This window comes from Candidatus Protochlamydia amoebophila UWE25, assembly GCF_000011565.2.
Lineage (GTDB): Bacteria > Chlamydiota > Chlamydiia > Chlamydiales > Parachlamydiaceae > Protochlamydia > Protochlamydia amoebophila.
In genome coordinates, this window is the sequence record NC_005861.2 from 1,504,357 (window position 1) to 1,524,398 (window position 20,042).

15 protein-coding genes and 1 tRNA gene are annotated in these 20,042 nt (G+C 35.4%); 7 read left to right on the top strand and 9 right to left on the bottom strand.

All coding sequences use genetic code 11. The features are described from left to right. Positions 1-98: 98 nt before the first annotated feature. Positions 99-2,912, top strand: coding sequence for an excinuclease ABC subunit UvrA (uvrA, locus tag PC_RS06000; RefSeq protein ID WP_011175795.1), 2,814 nt, complete (start codon positions 99-101; stop codon positions 2,910-2,912). A 450-nt stretch (positions 2,913-3,362) separates the two neighbouring features. Here the strand turns inward: uvrA and PC_RS06005 are convergent, their stop codons facing one another. The 8 genes from PC_RS06005 to PC_RS06040 are packed head-to-tail and all read right to left on the bottom strand — an operon-like array spanning position 3,363 to position 12,577. Next, a complete protein-coding gene (locus PC_RS06005) occupies positions 3,363-4,226 on the bottom strand; it encodes a cell division protein FtsQ/DivIB (protein ID WP_052278666.1) in 864 nt (287 codons plus the stop codon). Positions 4,227-4,268: 42 nt separating this feature from the next. After that, positions 4,269-5,633, bottom strand: a complete 1,365-nt coding sequence (murC, locus tag PC_RS06010) for a UDP-N-acetylmuramate--L-alanine ligase (protein WP_011175797.1) — start codon at positions 5,631-5,633, stop codon at positions 4,269-4,271. Positions 5,634-5,635: 2 nt separating this feature from the next. Further along, positions 5,636-6,766 (bottom strand): undecaprenyldiphospho-muramoylpentapeptide beta-N-acetylglucosaminyltransferase, encoded by a 1,131-nt coding sequence (gene murG, locus PC_RS06015; protein ID WP_011175798.1) that lies wholly within the window; start codon positions 6,764-6,766, stop codon positions 5,636-5,638. After that, on the bottom strand, positions 6,748-7,857 hold the full coding sequence (gene ftsW / locus PC_RS06020) for a putative lipid II flippase FtsW (protein WP_011175799.1): 1,110 nt from the start codon (positions 7,855-7,857) through the stop codon (positions 6,748-6,750). Before ftsW ends, murG begins: the two co-directional genes overlap by 19 nt. Before the next feature lie 6 nt (positions 7,858-7,863). Continuing rightward, positions 7,864-8,598 carry a LysM peptidoglycan-binding domain-containing protein gene (locus PC_RS06025; protein ID WP_011175800.1) on the bottom strand — a complete coding sequence of 245 codons (735 nt, stop codon included), beginning with the start codon at positions 8,596-8,598 and terminating at the stop codon, positions 7,864-7,866. Between the two features lie 36 nt (positions 8,599-8,634). Further along, complete coding sequence (gene murD, locus PC_RS06030; protein ID WP_011175801.1) at positions 8,635-9,969, bottom strand: UDP-N-acetylmuramoyl-L-alanine--D-glutamate ligase; 1,335 nt, start codon at positions 9,967-9,969, stop codon at positions 8,635-8,637. A 14-nt stretch (positions 9,970-9,983) separates the two neighbouring features. After that, on the bottom strand, positions 9,984-11,216 hold the full coding sequence (gene mraY / locus PC_RS06035) for a phospho-N-acetylmuramoyl-pentapeptide-transferase (RefSeq protein WP_011175802.1): 1,233 nt from the start codon (positions 11,214-11,216) through the stop codon (positions 9,984-9,986). Between the two features lie 23 nt (positions 11,217-11,239). Further along, on the bottom strand, positions 11,240-12,577 hold the full coding sequence (locus PC_RS06040; protein WP_011175803.1) for a UDP-N-acetylmuramoyl-tripeptide--D-alanyl-D-alanine ligase: 1,338 nt from the start codon (positions 12,575-12,577) through the stop codon (positions 11,240-11,242). Positions 12,578-13,106: 529 nt separating this feature from the next. Between PC_RS06040 and PC_RS06050 the strand changes: the two genes are divergently transcribed. The 6 genes from PC_RS06050 (at position 13,107) to groL (ending at position 19,692) form a co-directional block, all read left to right on the top strand. Next, positions 13,107-14,252, top strand: coding sequence for an acyl-CoA desaturase (locus PC_RS06050; RefSeq protein ID WP_011175805.1), 1,146 nt, complete (start codon positions 13,107-13,109; stop codon positions 14,250-14,252). Between the two features lie 231 nt (positions 14,253-14,483). Beyond that, positions 14,484-16,400, top strand: coding sequence for a type III secretion system effector inositol phosphate phosphatase (locus PC_RS06055; protein WP_044045061.1), 1,917 nt, complete (start codon positions 14,484-14,486; stop codon positions 16,398-16,400). Between the two features lie 142 nt (positions 16,401-16,542). Then, positions 16,543-16,614, top strand: a tRNA-Cys gene (locus PC_RS06060). A 79-nt stretch (positions 16,615-16,693) separates the two neighbouring features. Continuing rightward, positions 16,694-17,509 (top strand): 16S rRNA (cytidine(1402)-2'-O)-methyltransferase, encoded by an 816-nt coding sequence (rsmI, locus tag PC_RS06065; protein WP_011175807.1) that lies wholly within the window; start codon positions 16,694-16,696, stop codon positions 17,507-17,509. 229 nt (positions 17,510-17,738) lie between these two features. Next, the gene (locus tag PC_RS06070) at positions 17,739-17,936 is read left to right on the top strand and encodes a hypothetical protein (RefSeq protein WP_011175808.1); all 198 of its coding nucleotides are present in this window, start codon (positions 17,739-17,741) and stop codon (positions 17,934-17,936) included. A 151-nt stretch (positions 17,937-18,087) separates the two neighbouring features. Continuing rightward, entirely contained in the window at positions 18,088-19,692 is a 1,605-nt protein-coding gene (groL, locus tag PC_RS06075; protein WP_011175809.1) for a chaperonin GroEL, read from the top strand. Positions 19,693-19,810: 118 nt separating this feature from the next. Here the strand turns inward: groL and PC_RS11275 are convergent, their stop codons facing one another. Continuing rightward, positions 19,811-19,978 (bottom strand): hypothetical protein, encoded by a 168-nt coding sequence (locus PC_RS11275; RefSeq protein WP_181679074.1) that lies wholly within the window; start codon positions 19,976-19,978, stop codon positions 19,811-19,813. Between the last annotated feature and the right edge of the window lie 64 nt (positions 19,979-20,042).

The following is a 20,042-nucleotide window of genomic DNA, read 5'->3' on the forward strand; positions in this document are numbered from 1 at the left end:
TTAAATGATTGCTTAAAAACCAAGTTATTAATTCACTTGCCTATATCTTTAAATTAACGTGTTTTAAGTGAAATTGCAACAAAATTATAAGTATTTATATGTCAGTTTTTTCTTACCATAGATTTATTAATTTACAAGGATGTAAAGAACATAATTTAAAAAACTTGTCTGTTCAATTACCTAAGCATGCCATCACTGTGATCACAGGAGTAAGCGGATCTGGAAAATCTTCTTTAGCATTTGATACTTTATTTGCCGAAGGACAACGTCGCTATCTAGAATACCTTTCCCCTCAAGCGCGCCCCTGGATCAAGCAAATGCCTAAGCCTGATGTTGATTTGATTGAAGGGTTGTCTCCTACCTTAGCGATTGGACAGCATAGACAACCCCTTTACTTTTATGGGACTGTGGCGACCTATACAGATCTTTACGATTTTTTATCGCTCTTATATGCAAAAGTTGGGGATCAATATAGCCCAGCCACCGGCAAAAAATTGTCCCGTTTCACGCGTCAAGAAATGATTGATTGGATTTTAAAAAATTATTCCGCGGGCTCTCGCTTACAATTAATAGCTCCTATCAAATTGGTCAAAGAAAACGGACATCAAGCCATTACACGTCTGCAACAAATGGGCTTTATACGGATGCGAATCAATGAGCAAGAATGGTGCGGAGAAAACCCTTTTCCAATCAACAAAGCCATTTCAAATTTAGAAGTTGTTGTAGATCGTTTAGAAATTAGAGAAGGCATACGTGATCGTTTGGCCCCATCTGTGGAAACTGCTTTAGATTTGAGTCAAGGTATTTTAAAAATCCAAGAAGGAAAGGAAGGCAATACTCATTATCTAACAGAGATTTATGTATGTCCAGAAACAGGATTTTCTTTTGCACCTTTAGAAGCTGGGGACTTTAATTTTAATTCTCCAAAAGGAGCTTGCGCAGCTTGCAATGGACTGGGTGGGCGAGAACAAGTCAATCCCTCTCAAGTTATTTTTGATGAAAACGAACCTTTATTAGATCAAATTCAGGTGATTTTAGATCACCTTCCCAAAAAGGCAGCTTATTCTTTCAAGTCTCTTTTAAAAGCTTTATGGAAAATTTTAAATCTTTCGGAAGAAAATTTTATCAAAGACATTTCGCAGATGATTTTAAATAAAATTTTATTTGGTCATTCCCAAGAAATTGTTTTTAACGTTCAGATAAATGAAGAATCAGAACAATTAAAAGCGAAATGGAAAGGCCTTATTCCTGTTTTAAACGAAGCCTTGGAAATGAAAAAAAACAAAGGGTCTTTAAGCGAACTTTCTTTTATTGATTGGCAAACCTGTTCATCTTGTTTAGGAGGAAGACTTAAACCAGAAAGTCTAGCTTGTCTTATCCAGGAAAAAAACATCTATCAACTCTGCTCATTAACCGTAGCTGAGTGTTTAATAAAGATTAAAGCATGGTTATTTACCGGAAAACAAGAGGCCATTGTTAAAGAAATTCTTCCTCATATTCAATCTCGATTAGAATTTCTCGACCAAGTAGGATTGGGATACTTGACATTAACTAGAGAAGGGAAAACACTCAGTGATGGAGAAGCTCATCGAATTCAATTAGCATCTCAAATTGGAGCCAAATTATCCGGAATTATCTACATACTAGATGAACCCTCATTAGGACTGCATCGACAAGATATCCAACATTTGCACAAAGTCATTCATGAACTAAAAGCCTTGGGTAATACTGTTGTAATTGTTGAACATGAAAAAAGCTTAATTCAACAAGCTGATTATATTTTGGAACTCGGTCCAGGAGCTGGAAGCTTAGGAGGGCAAATTTGTTTTCAAGGAACTATTACAGACCTTCTTAATGACTCAAACAGTCTAACCGGAAAATGGCTCAGTGGTAAACTTTCATTACCTATCCCTCCAAGAAGAAAAATTCAACAAGACTGGTTAGAAATTCGTGGAGCGACTTTAAATAATTTAAATGATTTCTCTGCAAATATTCCATTAGGCTGCTTTGTAGGTTTTTGTGGAGTGTCCGGATCGGGAAAATCTACCCTTGTTTTAGATATCATTGGACAACAGCTAAAAAATTTTCTAGTAAGAGGAATAATCCCTCATTTTTTAAATAAATATCAAACAATCAAACGTTTAATCAGCCATGAAAAACAAACAGATCGCTTATCGGCACGCTCTATTCCAGCTACCTATATAGGTATAATGACTCCACTCAGACAACTTTTTGCCGAAACTCGTCTTGCTAAAGCAAGAGGCTATACAGCTTCTCGTTTTAGTTTAAATAAGCGAGGTGGAAGATGTGAAGCTTGTGAAGGACTGGGTTATATTGAAGTGAATATGCACCTTATGCCAGATTTTTTTATGCCTTGTGATATTTGCCAAGGGTTACGCTATAACTATGAAACATTACAGATTACATGGGAAAATAAAAATATTGCTGATATTCTACGTCTGTCGGCTTTAGAATCTTTTCAGTTGTTTAAACATATTCCCTCTCTAGCACCCACCTTAGAACTGATGACAGAGCTTGGTTTAGATTATTTACAGTTGGGACAACCCTTCAATACTTTATCCGGAGGAGAAATTCAGCGATTGAAATTGATTGCTGATTTAGCAGGCAAAACACAAGAAAAAACATTATATATTTTGGATGAACCTTCGTCCGGTCTTCATTTACAAGACATTGAAAAACTCGTTAAAATTCTTCATAAACTAGTAGAAAAAGGACACACAGTTTTTGTGATTGAACATCATTTAGACATCCTTTACCAAGCAGACTGGCTCATTGAATTAGGTCCGGAAGGAGGGCCAAAAGGAGGAAGGCTCATTTTTGAGGGCCCTTCAACTAAGATGATCAAAGCCCATACACCAACTGGAAAAGTTTTCTCTCAGTTTAATCAATGATAAATAACCTCCTATGATCTCTCAAACATTTTAAAATTCTTTAGTTTATTACACTAATTTCTTCTGTTTTTTTGTTTAAATAACTCATAGTATTTTTTTGTAACCAATCGATATATTTTTTATTTCTCCTTCACTTTTAAACAAAGTAATTTCGGATACTTCATATTTACAGTTTTTATTCAATAATTTCTCTAACCTGTGTCATAATTTTTTAGATGCGTTTTAAATACAATTTTACTTCCTTAAACCATTTCTAATTATTGCCCACACATCACGTAAACAGATTCAATTCAGGGAATTATCTGTGCACAAGCCACATAACATTTTGGCACCAGATAACGAAAAATTCGTCGAGCCTCATTCTTAGCTTCTACGTGTCCAATGAACTTTCATCCATTCTTTTTATAAAATTGAAAGTAAATTCGTAAAAAAAATTTTTGTCTCAATTTTTTATTTTTCATCTTGGGAATAAAAAGCAAGATGAGGAACTCGTAAATCGATAATTGTCATCCCATTATTTGTTCTACTTTTAACATTTAAAACTTTATCTAACGAAAAAAAATTCACAATATTTTGTTTATAATGCTCTGGATTCAATCTCAAAAGGGTTTCTGCCGAGATATGTCGAGATAAAAAGTCTTTTCGATCTTCCAATTTAACAACTATTTGGCGCTGTCCATAACTGTCAGCATAAGCCTCAGCCACGTCTATTTGTTTGACTGCAATCTCCCTGGTTGCCACATCTTTAAATATTTTTAATACATTTCGAGCTAACTGTAAACGATCTAAATTTTGCAAAGCCACCCCCCATTTTCCTTCATGCTCACTTAATCCTAAATAAAAGGTAGGGATAGATTTGGGAGTAAAAAAAGGACGAAAAGGAAATAAAATTCCATCTTCATCAATTGCCGTATTAGAATAATCTCCAACATAAGCAATAGGGCTTCTCATTTCATATTGAATATATAAAGTACCAGGGCGTATTTTTTTAATAGAAACTTTTTTAATTAAAGGGCTTTTTAAAAGCTTTTTTTCTCCTTCAAAACTATCAAACTGGTAAAGATTTGCAGGCTGATCTAAAGATAATTCTAAAAGTTCTGCTAAATATCCCGTTTTCAAACTTTCTTGGTGAGGAGTCTCTTGAACAATAGCGACAATTTGATACTGTCCGCCGTGCAATCTTTTTTCCTTGGCCGACTGATAATACAACCATCCCATCAATGCCGATCCTGAAATTAGTAAAGAAGAAAGTAAAATCCATAAACAGGCTCGTTTAAAAGGAATTTCTGGGTTAGGGTAAGATTTAGAAACCATAGATTTTCTGATTAAAAGAGGTTATTTTCAAGCGTAACAAAGTTAAAAGCGCTTTCCATTTTCAAGCAAGCTTAGTGTTTCGCTAGCCACTTTTGTGACATCTCCAGCCCCGAGAGTCACAATGACATCGAGAGGTTGAATAAATTCACTAAGTTTATGTCCTAACGCCGTTCGAGGAACATATTTGACTGGAACACTAGAGTTCTCAGAAATTTCCTGGATAATTTGTTGTTGAGATATTCCCTCAATAGGCGTTTCTCCTGCCCCATAAACATCTGTTACAAACACTTCATCGGCATTATTAAAAATTTTTCCATACATTCCTAAACAATCCTTTATACGAGAAAAGCGATGAGGTTGAAAAACAGCAATCAGCCTTTTCGATTTAATAGCTTTTCGAATTCCCTCTAAGGTGGTTTGAATTTCTGTTGGATGGTGTGCATAATCATCTAAAAAAATAGTGTTTTCAAACTCTCCCTTATACTCACATCGCCTTAATACCCCACAAAATCTTTCAAATGTGTGCCTAATCGAAGCTTCAGAAATATTTAAAGACATTGCTAATCCAAATACTGCAGCACCATTGAGAAGATTATGTCGGCCAATTAAATTTAATTTAATGGATGGATACTTTTTTTCATTGCCTTCTAAATCAAATTCAAGATTGAAATCTTTTTGAAAAACATTAGAAATTCTCCAATTGCAATGCTCTCCAAAGCCATAACTTTGCCCAATACCATTGAGAAATTTTAAATGAGTATCATCTCCACACCAAAAAAGGTGATTGGGGGAAGAAATTTGGGAAGTAAACTGCTGAAAAGATTGTATTAATACATCTTCAGAATTTTCATAGGAGTTTAAATGATCGTTATCGATATTGGTCACAATAGCTCCGTAGGGAAAATACTTTAAAAAGCTTCGATCACTTTCGTCGGCCTCAAAAACAAATAAATCACCTAAACCATGTTTTGCATTACTTTGAAATTGAGGGATTATCCCACCAACGGCAAAAGAAGAATCGCAATTTGCTTCTAAAAGAGTTGTTGCTAAAAGAGAGGATGTTGTCGTTTTACCATGAGTTCCAGTAACAGCTAATGATTTTTTTTGTCTTGTTAAAAGGGCTAATAATTCAGCACGATGAAGTAAAGAACATTGCAAATTTTTTGCTGCAAGGTATTCAGGATTATCAGTTTTTATATCACTACTGTAAATCACAGTAGACCCTGAAGTAATATAAGAAGGAGAATGTCCTTTATAAATAGTCGCACCAGATTTAATTAATCCTTCAATAGTGTAGTTAAAAGCAATATCACTACCTGACACACTCAGATTTTGTTGAAGTAGAATTCGCGCAAGCCCGCTCATTCCTATTCCACCGATTCCAATGAAATGATAATGCCCTCTCATGGTTATTTCCTTTTCTGTGGTGCTTTATGTAAACTTTTTAATTCGCTTGTGTCTAAAACAAGCTCGCAAAGCGTTGTACGATCTGGCCTACATTTATAAGAATGGATAGCGCTTTTCCTTTTATCTAATGCTATAGGGTCAATTAACAGTTGAATAGATTTAAGAACAATTTCTGGTTTAGCTTTCTCTTCAACAATTTTTATTCCACCCTTAACAATATCAACAAAAAAATCAGCATTTTTGTCTTGATGATGATCTGTTGCGTGAGGATAAGGAATTAAAATCCCTGGCACTTCAAATTCCATTGCTTCAGCAATTGTAGAAGCTCCTGAACGACTTATAAATACTTCTGCTGCACGCCATGCTAAATGCATATTTTTTTCAAATGCTTTGACAGAGGCTTTTACTTGGTAATTAGCATAAAAAATTTTAAGTTCATCTGCTTCTTGTATACTTCCTGTAATATGAATGATTTGAATAGGTGTATTCTTCCATGTATTGGCTAAATTTCTCATCAATCTGTTAATGGCTAAAGCTCCCTGAGATCCACCGAAAACTAAAAGTGTAGAGTTATTTTTACTTAATCCAAAATAAGATAATGCCTCTATTTTATCAATTTGATCAAGCTGATACCCTTCTCTTAAAGGCATCCCTACTTCTATCGTATTTCCTTTCAACAAAGTAGCTGTAAAAGGAAAATGAATACCTACTCGCCAAGCCATTGAAGCAAGCCATTTGTTAGCTTTTCCTGGAATACTATTTGCTTCATGCAAAACAATTGGAATACGGAGAATTTTTGCTGCAAGTAAAGGAGGCACTGTATAGTAACTTCCAAATCCAACAACAACATCTGGTTTAAATTTTCTAATAATTCGAATACTTTGCCAAACGCCTCTTAAAAGATTAAAAACACCTTTTAATAATTTAAAAGGATTTTTAGAAAAGAGTGGACTTGCAGAAACTTCTTGAAAAGGGAAAATGGAGCGATCAAAATATTTATTTGTTGAAAGGCCGCCCGCAACAAACAAAATAGAGGAAGAATAGGTTTTTTTGATGAGTTCTTGTGCTAATCCTTGAGCAGGAAAAATATGCCCCCCCGTCCCACCAGCTGTAATCATAAACCGTTTAGACATACTTGACTCCTCTGATGAGCAATATTTAATAACAGTCCGAGACCTGCGATGTTAGCCATTAATGAAGTCCCACCTTGGCTAAAAAAAGGAAGATTTAATCCTGTACTTGGCAATAAACCAGACACAACTCCAAGATTCATAAAAGCTTGAAAACAGATTAAAAAAGTAATGGCCGTCGCAAAATAAAAACCTCTTCTGTCTGAAGAAATATGAGCAATATAAAATCCCACGTAACCAATAATCATATAAAGAATCACTAAAGCTGTTACACCTATAAAGCCAAACTCTTCCGCGTAAATAGCCGCAATATAATCATTTTGTGCTTCGGGAAGATAACTTAATTTCTGCAAACTATTCCCAGGCCCTCTTCCTAACAATTGCCCAGAACCTGCAGCTATTTTTGCTTGATAAGGTTGATGGCCTTTACCTCTCAAATCTAGTTCCGGATGAAGATAAACTTTTAACCTTGCTGATACGTAAGGAAGATGATAAGCAGAAATTGCACCAATCACCATAAAACACATCAGTGGAAGAGCCCAATATTTAAATCGAATTTTTGTCATCACACACATGACTATGACAACAAGGCCTATCACACCCGCCGTCCCATTATTAGGTTCTATTAAGATAAGGAAAATAGGGGTTCCTACTTGAGCGATCAGTTTAAGAAAGTCTTTTAACCCTAGCGATTCCCCCTCTATATTTTCCATTCGATAGATAAAATAAGCCGGAACAATGTATTTAACAAATTCGGAAGGTTGGAAAAAAAATCCTGCAACACCAATCCATCTCCTTGATCCATTAACTTCTTTACCTAAACCTGGAATAAGTGTCAGAACAAGTAAAAAACAGAAAAAAACTAACAAATAGGGACTAAAACTAATGACCTTCTGATACCCCAAATGCCATACACAACCAGCTAAGATTAATCCTATCAAACAATAAAAAATTTGTTTTAATAAGGCCTGATGGGTACTTTTATTAAGCGCAAGATCTAAAACTTCTGCTGAAGTGGTATTAAAAATCATAACTAGCCCCATCGCGAAGATCGAAGCCACACAAAATAATAGTAACGACCGATAAAATGTCATGAACAGCTACTTAACGCGAATGCGATCCCCAATCTTCAAATTTCTAGCCTTTTCTTCATCTAATTGATTTAGCCTTAAAATATCCTCATATTTCACATTAAATTGTTTAGCAATTTTCCAAGGATTATCTCCGCTCTTAACAATATAATAAACAGCTTCGGATGAGTTTTGATTATTTTCTATTTGCTCTAAATCCTTTTTAGATATTTCACTTTTTGCTGCAATTGCCCCTTGAACTTGATTCAAAGGAATTTTTAAAACTTGACCTATTGACAACTTTTCGTTGGGAAGGTTATTTGCTTTCTTAATCGCATTAATCGTTGTCCCATTAGCACGAGCAATCTTTTCTAATACATCTCCTTTTTTAACGGTTATTTCAACAAAATTACCTTTAAAATTAGGTGAAAATTCAGATATTGGCTCATCGTCTTCAGAAGGACTCGCCTGAACAACGATAGATTCAGGATTATAAGAATCAGAAGGATCAATTTTTAATGAATAAGAAGGTTGAGAATAATACTTTAAAACATTATCAACTTCGTCCACAATAACTGGTCCGGTCGCGACTAGATGATTAGCCGGATCAGTTAAAGGAATTTCTTTAGCCTCCGCTAAAGAAGAATTGAATTCGCTTTGCTCCAGCACTTTTTCAGTATCATAAATGATAGCTGTCGCAAATAAAATCGCTAACAATCCAGCATTGATAACGACAGCAATCAGTATCGTATCCTTTCTTGTCATTTTATTTATCCTCTCTATTTTTTTTATTTCTCTTATTTATAGAAGTTTTACGAGCCTTTTAAACTCTTCTCCACGATGGATATAATCTTTAAACATATCAAAACTTGCACAACCGGGAGAGAGTAAAACAGCGTCTCCTTCTTTAGCATCCTGATAAGCCTGCTTGACAGCGTCATCTAAATTTGCTTCGATTTGCACTCTAATATGCAGTGATAATTCTTTTTGAATTTTATTTGCCGCTTGCCCTATGGCATAAACTTTTTTTACATGACCTTTAAAAACATTTAACCAAGCCACATAAGAAGCCCCTTTATCCACTCCTCCAGCGATCAAAAATACAGGACGATTGATCGATTGTACAGCTCGCATAACCGCATCAATATTCGTTCCTTTGCTATCATCATAAAAATGAATCCCATTCTTTTCTAAAACAAACTCGACACGATGCGAGGGCTTTTGAAAAGTCTTTAAAGCCTGTAAAAATTGCTGAGGTTTAATTCCTCGTCGTGCGCAAATGGCATAGGCAGCTAAGAGATTTTCTAGATCATGATTTTCTTTCCCTTGCCATTCTAGCGGTAACTCAAACTGCTGCATTCCTTCTAAGAAGACCGAGCATAAATCTGTATAAGTATGACAAGAAGGTAAATAACCATACGTCGAATGAGGAAAATTTAAAAGATGCTGGTATTCGACGGCAGCTTTCCTCTCGACAAATAATTTTCCCGATTTTTTTAAACATTTTCCAATTTGAAATTTCGATTTTGCATAGTTTTCCATTGTCTCATAGCGCTCTAAATGATCAGGAGTGATATTCAAAACAACAGCTTCGTCCAAAACCTGTTGTTGAAAAGTGTCAAGCTGATAGGAGCTAAGCTCCAAAACGGCAATTTCTTGAAAATCGAGTGTTAAAATTTCTCTTGTTAAGGGAGTCCCTACATTACCTAAAGCTTTAGCTTTTAATCCATTTGCATTCAAAATATGTGTAATTAATAAAGTGACCGTTGTTTTGCCATTAGTTCCTGTCACACCAATAATCGAATGACAAGACGCGCGGCATCCCAATTCAATTTCTCCGATTACCTCTTTTTTATGTTCGTGCGCTTTTTTAATTAAAGGGTGATTTGAAGGAATTCCAGGAGAAACGACGATTAAATCAAATGTTTTTAAATCAATAGTTTCACAATCCGCTTGAATTACCAATCCCTTTGCTTTCAGTTCTAAAATTTCAGGTTGATTTTCCAATTGAAGATAATCTCGATCCACCCCTAAAACTTTTACTCCAGATGTTTGCAAGAAAGAAGCCGCGGCTCTTCCACTTACCCCTAATCCAATGATGAGCGCTTTTTTCCCAAAGTAATTTTCTATCGGCATCTGTTATCAATCCTTTATTGAAATTTTAAAGAGGCAATGCCAATGATAGCAAAGAGTAAACTCATGATCCAAAATCGAATCACAACTTTAGTTTCGGGCCATCCTTTATATTCGAAATGATGATGCAAAGGCGCACAAAGGAAAATTCTTTTTTTATTTCTAAGTCGATAGCTAGCCACTTGAAGAATAACGGAAAGTGCTTCGGCAACAAAAATCCCTCCAACAATCCCTAAAAGAAACTCTCTGCGCAACAGCACTGCTGAGACGCCTAAAATTCCCCCTAATGTCAAAGAACCTGTATCTCCCATAAAGACTTGTGCAGGATAACCATTATACCATAAAAATCCTAAGCTTGCTCCGATTAAGGCGCAAAGATAAATGGCTATTTCTCCACTTCCTTCGATGTAAAGGATGTTGAGGTAACGAGCAATATCCACATGATTGGAAACAAAAGCGATCAAGCAAAGGGATCCTGCCGCTGTAACCAAACAACCAGCCAACAATCCATCTAAGCCATCGGTCAAATTAGCGGCATTTGAAGATCCTGTGATCACAAAAAAAATGAAAAAAGCCATGAGAATAAGAGAAATACCTCCAAACGTAACAACAGGCTCTTTAAAAAAGGGAATGTAGAGTCTCGAAGCGTATTCTTTCAAACTAATGCTTTTAGTTTGAGAAGGCATCTCTTGTAAAGTTTCAGAATTTTTAACAACAATCTGCTCTTTAATTACGGGAGGTTGAAACCATGTCCACTTCTCAAACATTTCATTAACTGAACTCAATAAAAAATAAGAAGCAATTGCAGCGGATAAAACAAATTGAAAAAATAATTTTCCTCGTGCTGACATCCCTTTGGTATTTTTATATTTCAATTTGAGATAATCGTCTCTTCCTCCAATCAAACCTAAAAATACAGTTGTGACAAACAAAATGAGTGTGAAAATATGTGTTAAATCCATCCATAAAACTAATGAAACCAACATAGAAGAAAGAATAAGAATTCCTCCCATTGTGGGAGTGTTTTGTTTCTTCTCATGTAATTGTCCCAGCAAGGGGCAATCTTCTTTTCGAATTGACTGACCGATTTTTAACTCATAAAGTTTACGGATAAAATAAGGCCCTAAAAAAATACTCAATAGAAGAGAAGTAATTGCGGCAAGAATCATTCTTGTAGAATAATAACTAAAGACGCTTGGAACTTTTAGAGTCCAAACCCTTTCCAAGTAATCAATTGCAAACAAAATCATAAATAAAGCTCTTTAGTTATTTTTTACAGTTCTTCTAATATTTTCCACAACTCTTTGGATCTAGATCCTTTCAATAAAACAACATCGGCGGGTTTTAAGTTTTTTTTTAAAGTTGAAATTAGCTCAGAACGTTCCATAAATAATTCAACAGGTCGATTTGCTTTTTTCCAAACCTCAACAATAGGTAAACACTCAGCACCAAGACAGTACATTTTATCCACATAATTTAAAGCAAACTCACCAACACGTTGGTGACATTCATCTGAAAAATGTCCAAGCTCCATCATACTACCTAAAACAGCAATTTTATAACCTTTTCCCGTTGCATTTGGCAGCGTTTCTAAGGCAGATTTGACCGATAATTCCGAAGCATTATAAGAATCATTTAAAAAATAAACACCCTCTTTTTGAACGAATTGTAGGCGCCTCTCGGGTAATTTAAGAAAAGGGATAGCTTGTTTAATTTCATTCCAAGTTAGCTCGAAATACCTCGCAACAGCAATCGCAGCAAGTAAGTTGTGAAGATTGTGTTTACCTGGCAAACACATTTTACCAAGAGAAATACTCTGTCCTTCAGTTTTTAATCTAACTTCTTCATTAACAGTTTCTAAATGATAATCAGCCCTAGAGCTTACTGTCGAAAAGGATATTTTTTTGCATTCTCCTATTTGAGCAATTGTTTCATAAGCTTCTATCTCTCGATCAACCACACCTAATCGAGTATGCGAATGAGAGAATATTTCTGCTTTTGTTAAAGCGATATCTTTTAATGTTTCAAAGCGACAAGCATGGACTAAAGCAGCTGTTGTCAATACAGACACTTCTGGATGAGCAATATTGACTAATGTACTCAGCTGCCCAGGTTCTGTCATTCCCATTTCTAAAACTAAGATATCTTCCGTCCCAGTCGTATGATTTAATACAGTTAAAGGAAGACCTACCTGTGAATTGCTATTTCCCTGGGAAGCAGCAGTGACATATCTCTGCTCTAAAAGTGTTTTAATAAACTCTTTTGTGGTTGTTTTCCCTATTGAACCTGTTACAGCTACAACACGGCTCGTTTTTTCAAGACATTTTTGAGCTAGCATTTGGAGAGCTAGTAAAGGATTTTCTGTTCGAAATAAATGCATCCCAAATACAGGCCCTTGATAATTTTGATCGACGATTGCCGCTAAGGCTCCTTTTTGCTTCACTTCATTCAAATAGGCGTGCCCATCTACATGCTCTCCCCTTAAAGCGACAAAAACCTCATTTTTTTTTGTTAGCCGACTATCTACACAAAATCCTTTAACTACACCCTCTACTTCAGGCAAAGAGGAATTCAAGATTTTAGCAATCTGTTTTAAAGTCATTATTCTCATTGATGCTAATCCTATTTAAAAAACCTTAGTCCGGCTTTATCTTTATTAGCTTCTTCTCTTATCCCAAATAAAGCATGGATTGGATAAGAAATCGCAGATTTGTGAACATAATGAGGCAAAACAATGTAAATGGAATGAAATATTGGAGTCGTCATTTCATGAAATGCCAAGGTAAAAATAAGGCAAATAACTCTACTTGGAATCTTTTTCACTATTGAAATAAAATTTGGCACTGACCGGTCAGACATTTCACCTGCCGCTTTTCGAAACGCTGCAATAGTTAATTCAAATTTCGTTTTACTTATATGATATAAAACAACGGTTTATTTCAATTATATCCATCTATATTGGATCAAAACTTAAGAAAAGTCAAAGGTTTCATGGGTTTTATATAAAACCATCGAAATTTCTTATCATGCCAATATTTGAATGAACAGAAAACAAAACCTTCTTACTTTGCCATTGACTCGCTTGAAATCCCTAAATCATTTATGATGATTCTTTTCGCGAAAAATCTTTGGAGAAAAAAATGAAAATTAAAGAATTTAATTGGGGACCGACACTCTTCTTAACGATTTATCAGACTCTTCTTCTCCTTTCTTTACCCTTTTACTTCTACTTTACTCCCCCTTCTTTAGGAATGATTGGAATATCAATCATTTTACTTTATTTAACCGGTTTAAGTATTACAGCAGGTTATCACCGATTTTATTCACATCGAAGCTATCGAACAAATTCTTTTGTGGAAATGCTTCTCTTATTTTTTGGTTCAATGGCTGGTCAGGGAAGTGCTCTAAGATGGTCATTTGATCATCGCTTGCATCATGCCCACGTCGATACAGATTGTGACCCTTATTCTATAAAAAAGGGGTTTTGGTATGCTCATTGCCTATGGATTTTAGAAAAGCCTAAAAAAATTGAAGCTAAAGTTGTGCCCGATTTAATAAAAAATCGTCTTGTTCAATTTCAACATAAATATGATTTCCTTTGTATGCTCATAAGTAATGGAATTGCTTTTTTAGTTGTCGGTTGGTTTTTAGATGATTATATGGGAGCTTTTTTTCTAGCTTGCTGGACACGTTTATTTCTTCTTCATCACTTTACGTGGTTTATCAATTCACTTGCTCACACCTGGGGTGATCGCCCATTTTGCCAAGAGCAATCAGCGGTCAACAATTATATTTTGGCCCTATTAACTTTTGGTGAAGGTTATCATAACTATCACCATACTTTCTGTAATGATTACCGAAATGGAATTCGCTGGTTTCATTTTGACCCCACAAAATGGCTCATTTGGACACTTAGCAAATGTGGTTTGACTAAAGAGCTGAAACGGATGGATTCTTATACCATCCAAAAAAGAATGGTTCTTGAAAGAAAAAGGTTATTACTAGGTCGCGTTTGCAACTTATGGTATGTAAAAAAAGATGAACTTGAAAAACTTGTTCGCGAACTAGCTGAAAAATTAGTTGTAGAATTTGCTGAATTTAACCAATTGCGAGTTAACTACCGGCTTGCTCGAAAAGAAGGGCGAGAACCAGATCAATTAAAGGTTTTTAAACAAAAATTGTCTATCCTCAAAAAAAATCTTAAAAGCAATTGGCGGTTATGGAAACAACTCTCTCGTCATATTTTAAAACTCAAACCTTTTGAGTCCTTTCCCTGCCCTATTTAATTCAAGAACATAACTATTCTGCCTTGATGGGCCCTTACGTTTCTCTCTCAAATCCTATTCCTTTTAAAATAAACTTCTTTGTTGCTAGTTTTCTAAACTGGCATATTCCTTGCATCTCTTAGTATACCATTCAATACAAAATTAAATTAAATTATTAAAATTTAAAAAATTAATAATTAATTAATTTTAATTAATTATAATTAAATTAAATAAACTAAAATGGTTAATACTATGAATCTAAATACTGAATTTAATAAAAGTATTCATTCTGTTAGTTTTAATCCATCAACGCAAGATATTAATCATGCTAGTAGCAGAATTAATGTTCATATGGGGCATGCCTATCAACTATTAAAACAGTTAGAAAATCAAAATGGTCATAATCCGCAAGTAGCTGAAATTTATGAAAAAGCTTCTACTGAATTATTTCAAGTTCATGAAAATCTTGCTAACGCTTTAAATCCTGCAAACGGAAACACCTTATCGAAAAAAGAGATCAAAGATTTAAATAAAGCCATCAAAACATCTGAAAAACAAATCGCTCAAATTATTCAAAAAGCTCACATCGAAGCTGTTGTTCAATTAGGTGGCGAAAAATTTAGATCTGAATTAACAGCCCTTTCAAAAGGAGGGTTTGAAGCCAAATTCATTCGTTTTTTTGCCTTGACTTCTTCAACGAAAAATGCGGCTGTCGAGGCTTTTAAACAAGCGACAAGTGCGATGGATCAAGCAAGTCGAACAATGCCAACAGAGCTTCAAGATATAAAAACAACAGATTTATCCTATGTTCAAAAAGATCAGCTAGAACAAATGAAAGCTTTTACAGATGGGATAAGCGACGTTAAGCGTCGAGCAGGTGTGGTTGGACTCAATGGAATTTATCGAGTGAAATTGAATTTTTCAGAGGAAAAGATCCAAAAACAAGTCAAATCTTTCTCAGCTCAAAATATAAGCCAACAAGTCAGAACGACAATGACTCGTACTGTTTCTTTTGAAAAAGAAGGGCACAGTGTTCCATTTACTAGTACCCAAACACCACTGAATGCAGAATTTGATAAGGCTTTAGAAACGAATGGCTCAGCGCGCGTGTTCGAAAAAATTTTTGGTAAAACTGGGGGGATCTCAAGTGCGAATCGACAAGAAGCGCATTTGATTAATGGATGGGAATCTAACTTAAAAAATTCGGAGGGCCAAATCGTTTATCAGGCATTGAGACACGCTATTACTTCTGACAAATATGAAAGCAATGCAACAATTAGAAAAGAAAACTCCAAGCAAGCAGCTGGCGAACTCTTAAAAGCCGCTGTGTTACAACATTTATCAGATGTAGGAATGTCTTTAGAAGATGCCCAAGCACAGGGAATTAATCTTAATTTCAATTCGGTTAGTCTTGTCACACCAGATGATATACGTGCCATTGGTTCAAAAGGCGCTAATGAGAAAAACATGTTGAATGATCAAATTGCTGCTTTACAAAGTTATGCGGGTCAAAATAAATCTATTGATATCGATGGGTATGCAATTGGTGTTAACTTGAACATCAATACATTTAATTTTGGAGTGAACGCAGGAGCTGTTAAAATAGGTTTTGGAACAATTAACCAATCCTTAGAAAATAAAAAAGCTTTTCAAGGTTTAAAAGCCCAAGCAGAAGCTTTGATCAACAATGAAAAAATTGGATTGCCCGAAGAACGAGCTAAATTACAGAGTCTTTTAGATGACATCACTTTTCTCATGGAATCCCCCAAAGCTTATTTAGATGGAGATAATCAATATGAGATTGGCGCAAAAATTATCAATCTCAGTAATGGTATGGATAACATTCAAAAAGGAACTAAATGTGCTTTTAACTGTATGAGTGGAAAAGACCGCACAGGAATGATGGATGGTGTTGCAAAAGCCTTTGCCATTATGAATGAAATCAATGGAAAATTTCCGTCTCACGAAGAGCTAAAATCTGATCCAGAAGTCAGAAAACAATTTCGAGAGATTTTTGTTCCTATCATGATGGAGATGGGAGGCTTAGATATTACTCGAATCAATACAGGAGCCACTGGTTACAAAGTAGGAAAAGAAGCGAAATTGGCAGACTTGCCTGAAGATCAATTTCTGGAAATGATGGGTCTTTCTAAAACCACTTCTAGTTAACCAAAAGTTTCGGATTTGAAAATTTTTATTTTTCAAAACCGAATCTTTCAAAAACAACCACTTAGAAAGCATTTTTTACTTTTTATAAAAACGCACTTGACGAAATGATGTTTATTTGTGTATACCCTTAGCTTTTCTAGGTGGTGGCATAGCCAAGTGGTAAGGCAGAAGCCTGCAAAGCTTCCATCCCCCAGTTCGAATCTGGGTGCCACCTAATTATTTCTAATATCTTTGCTCTATTTCTCCTTCGTATCCCTTTTTTAAACGTTCATTAAAATTAGAAAAATTGTTGTATGTTATATCTAGTTGCGACTCCCATCGGGCATTTATCAGACATAACTTTTAGAGCTATTGAGACACTTAAATTCTGTGATTATATCTTATGTGAAGACACAAGGCATAGTCTTAGACTTCTTCAACATTACGATATACACAAACCTCTTAAAAGTTATCATAAGTTTAACGAAACCGAAAAGTCTCAATCAATTTTAGATGATCTCCATGCTGGTAAAAATATTTGTTTGATCTCGGATGCAGGCACACCAGGAATTTCTGATCCAGGAACACAATTAGTCCAACTTTGCATATCCAATCAAATTCCTGTCACAGCGATTCCAGGTCCATGCGCAGCGATCCAAGCTTTAAGTTGTTCAGGACTTCCAACAGACCATTTTCAATTTATTGGCTTTCTTCCCCGCAAAGAAGGAGAGCTAAAAAAATTTCTACTTTCACTTTTTACCTATACAGGGACAACTATCTGCTATGAATCTCCTCATCGTTTAATCGATACTTTAAAACTGTTCCACAGTTTACAACCTCATAGACAATTAGTTGTGGCAAGAGAATTGACAAAAAAGTTTGAAGAATTTGTCAGAGGAACAGCAGAAGAAATCTTCAAGAAATGGAAAGATAAAGAGCCACGTGGTGAAATTGTCTTGATGATCGAACCTTTTTCTCAAACACAAGTCGATTGGAATCAATGGTCTCCCGAAGAGCATGTTTCTTGGATGCAAGCGACATATTCACTTTCTCGAAAAGAAGCCATAAAAATGGTGGCCGATTTGCGTCAAGTATCTAAAAGAGATATCTACAATCTTTTTCACAATTGACAATTCAAGCTTGAGGTATTTTTAATCCTCGCATAAATTATTATTTAGTTCTATGGACTATAAACAACTCTTCAAAATATCCTCCTTTTATTATATTTGAAAAGAAGTTAAACTTAAGTCTAATCTCTGCCTAGAGATTCAATCTAGTATCGAAATGACTTTAACCATGTTCTATCCCTCATAAACTAAAGCTCGGCTTACTTAAGTTAATCGCTAACCAGAGATTCCTATGAAAGAATCGCAATCTAAATCTTATGACCAATTCCTTCATCCTTACGTTTTTATTCTAAAAGAAGGGAAAAAAATTCAAGATGATTTTCTCGATTATTCTTTGTTACTGCTACAAGTTAACTTAGCGGATGTGATTCCTTCTCCCAAACACGTATTTAAATCTAGCAAATCAACAACTCAGTTGCTAAAAAAGTAATTTCTCTCTTGCAAAATTCTCTTTTTTTCCCTAGCATCATTTCTCAATGATTAAACTTTTTTGCGTCATTTAAATGACTTGCAAGGTGAGAAATTGAAATCTTACTTTGAGCGAAAATTCGATAGATAAGAAATTTTAAAGAGGAGCTCATATGTCAATACCTAAAGAAATTATTTTTGAAGAGGAAGCACGGGAATTTCTTTTAAAGGGAATCAAGAAATTAGCCGATGTTGTTGCCTTCACCCTTGGCCCTAAAGGAAGAAATGTAGGTCTTGAAAAAAGTTGGGGAGCTCCCACAATCACAAACGACGGCGCAAGCATCATTCGAGATATTCAACTCGAAGACAAATACGAAAATATGGGCGTTGCAATGGCAAAAGAAGTCGTCCAAAAAATTAAAGAAAAGTGTGGAGATGGAACAACAAGTGGAGCTCTACTTTTAAGATCTTTAGTGGAAGCCGGTATAAAAAATATTTCTTCTGGAGCAAGTCCAATCGGAATTAAAAGAGGGATGGATAAAGCTGTTGAAGTTGTTGTAAAAGCAATTGAAAAGGCAGCTATTCCAGTTAAAACAAAACAAGAAACAAGAAACGTTGCTGTTGTTTCCGCTTCCGGTAATCAAGAAATTGGCGAATTAATTGCAGAAGCGATGGAAAAAGTGAGTAATTCCGGCGCTATTACAATCGAAGAAGGAAAGGGTACCGAAACAAGTATAGAAGTTGTCAAAGGGATGAAATTTGATCGTGGTTATGTCAGTCCTTACCTTTGCACGAACCTCGAAAAAATGATTGTTGAAATGGATCATGCTCAAATCCTCCTCGTTGATAAAAAAATTTCTAGTATTCATGAATTACTTCCTGTGCTTCAAGCTACGGCTGCATCAGGACGCGAACTTTTAATCATTGCCGAAGATATTGACGGAGATGCATTGTCAACACTAGTCGTCAATAAACTTCGTGGTACTCTAAAAGTAGCTGCTGTTAAAGCCCCAGGGTTTGGCGATCGTCGTAAAGCAATGCTTCAAGATATTGCAACGTTAACAGCCGCTACGGTTGTTTCTGAAGAACTTGGCATTTCTTTAAAAGAAATTCCAGCAACAGCTTTAGGATCAGCAGAAAAAGTAACTGTCACGAAAGAATCAACAACGATTGTTGGTGGAACAGGAGCTCAAGAAGATATCGCTGCAAGAATTAAACAAATTGATGCCGAAATTAACTTGGCACAAAGTTCTTATGATAAAGAAAAACTAGAAGAGCGACGAGCTAAATTGAGTGGTGGCGTTGCTGTTATTCGAGTAGGTGCGGCGACAGAGACTGAAATGAAGCAGAAAAAACAAATGTTTGATGATAGCTTAAATTCAACAAAAGCTGCTTTAGAAGAAGGAATTGTTCCGGGTGGAGGAGTTGCTTTACTAAACGCAAGTAAAACGTTGGGCCAACTAAAACTAGAAGGCGATGAAGCGGTAGGAGCTAAAATTGTTTTGCAGGCTTGCGAAACACCTATTAAACAAATTGTGCAAAATACCGGTTTTGATGGAAGTGTCGTCTTAAATGAAGTCCTCAATTCTCCTGCCAATTTCGGATTTAATGCTTTAACTGAAAAAGTCGAAGACTTAATTGCCGCTGGCGTGATAGATCCTGCCAAAGTCATTAAAAATACGCTTACCTACGCAGCATCAACTGCCGGTATTGTGCTTCTTTCTGAAGCATTGATCGCAGATGCGGATGATGAAGAAGAAGAAAACTCTACTAAATAAGTATAGTCTTGGGAGTTTGCAAAATCATTTTTTAGCAAACTTCCAAAACTTTATTCTTAGAACAGAAAATGATCCAACAAGAATAGCTTCTAATGATAGAAATGTGCTTTTGTTAATTTTACGGTTGTGTCTGAGAGTTGATTTGTTCTTTAGCGGAATTCTTTGCATTCTCAGTTAATGTCAAAGTTGGCTTGAGGCCTAAGCGAGTTGCTTTTAATTCTTCTTGACGATTATTTCGAATGATTTTCCTTTGAATATATCTAAGATGATGTGCTATATCCTTCATAATAAATACCTCCTAAAACTAATCAGTTTTTCAATCTAAGAGTTTGATCAAGAGTAGATGATAG

Coding starts and splice junctions, on each gene's coding strand:
- uvrA (WP_011175795.1), top strand. CDS start 99: ATGTCAGTTTTTTCTTACCATAGATTTATTAATTTACAAGGATGTAAA.
- PC_RS06005 (WP_052278666.1), bottom strand. CDS start 4,226: ATGGTTTCTAAATCTTACCCTAACCCAGAAATTCCTTTTAAACGAGCC.
- murC (WP_011175797.1), bottom strand. CDS start 5,633: ATGAGAGGGCATTATCATTTCATTGGAATCGGTGGAATAGGAATGAGC.
- murG (WP_011175798.1), bottom strand. CDS start 6,766: ATGTCTAAACGGTTTATGATTACAGCTGGTGGGACGGGGGGGCATATT.
- ftsW (WP_011175799.1), bottom strand. CDS start 7,857: ATGACATTTTATCGGTCGTTACTATTATTTTGTGTGGCTTCGATCTTC.
- PC_RS06025 (WP_011175800.1), bottom strand. CDS start 8,598: ATGACAAGAAAGGATACGATACTGATTGCTGTCGTTATCAATGCTGGA.
- murD (WP_011175801.1), bottom strand. CDS start 9,969: ATGCCGATAGAAAATTACTTTGGGAAAAAAGCGCTCATCATTGGATTA.
- mraY (WP_011175802.1), bottom strand. CDS start 11,216: ATGATTTTGTTTGCAATTGATTACTTGGAAAGGGTTTGGACTCTAAAA.
- PC_RS06040 (WP_011175803.1), bottom strand. CDS start 12,577: ATGAGAATAATGACTTTAAAACAGATTGCTAAAATCTTGAATTCCTCT.
- PC_RS06050 (WP_011175805.1), top strand. CDS start 13,107: ATGAAAATTAAAGAATTTAATTGGGGACCGACACTCTTCTTAACGATT.
- PC_RS06055 (WP_044045061.1), top strand. CDS start 14,484: ATGAATCTAAATACTGAATTTAATAAAAGTATTCATTCTGTTAGTTTT.
- rsmI (WP_011175807.1), top strand. CDS start 16,694: ATGTTATATCTAGTTGCGACTCCCATCGGGCATTTATCAGACATAACT.
- PC_RS06070 (WP_011175808.1), top strand. CDS start 17,739: ATGAAAGAATCGCAATCTAAATCTTATGACCAATTCCTTCATCCTTAC.
- groL (WP_011175809.1), top strand. CDS start 18,088: ATGTCAATACCTAAAGAAATTATTTTTGAAGAGGAAGCACGGGAATTT.
- PC_RS11275 (WP_181679074.1), bottom strand. CDS start 19,978: ATGAAGGATATAGCACATCATCTTAGATATATTCAAAGGAAAATCATT.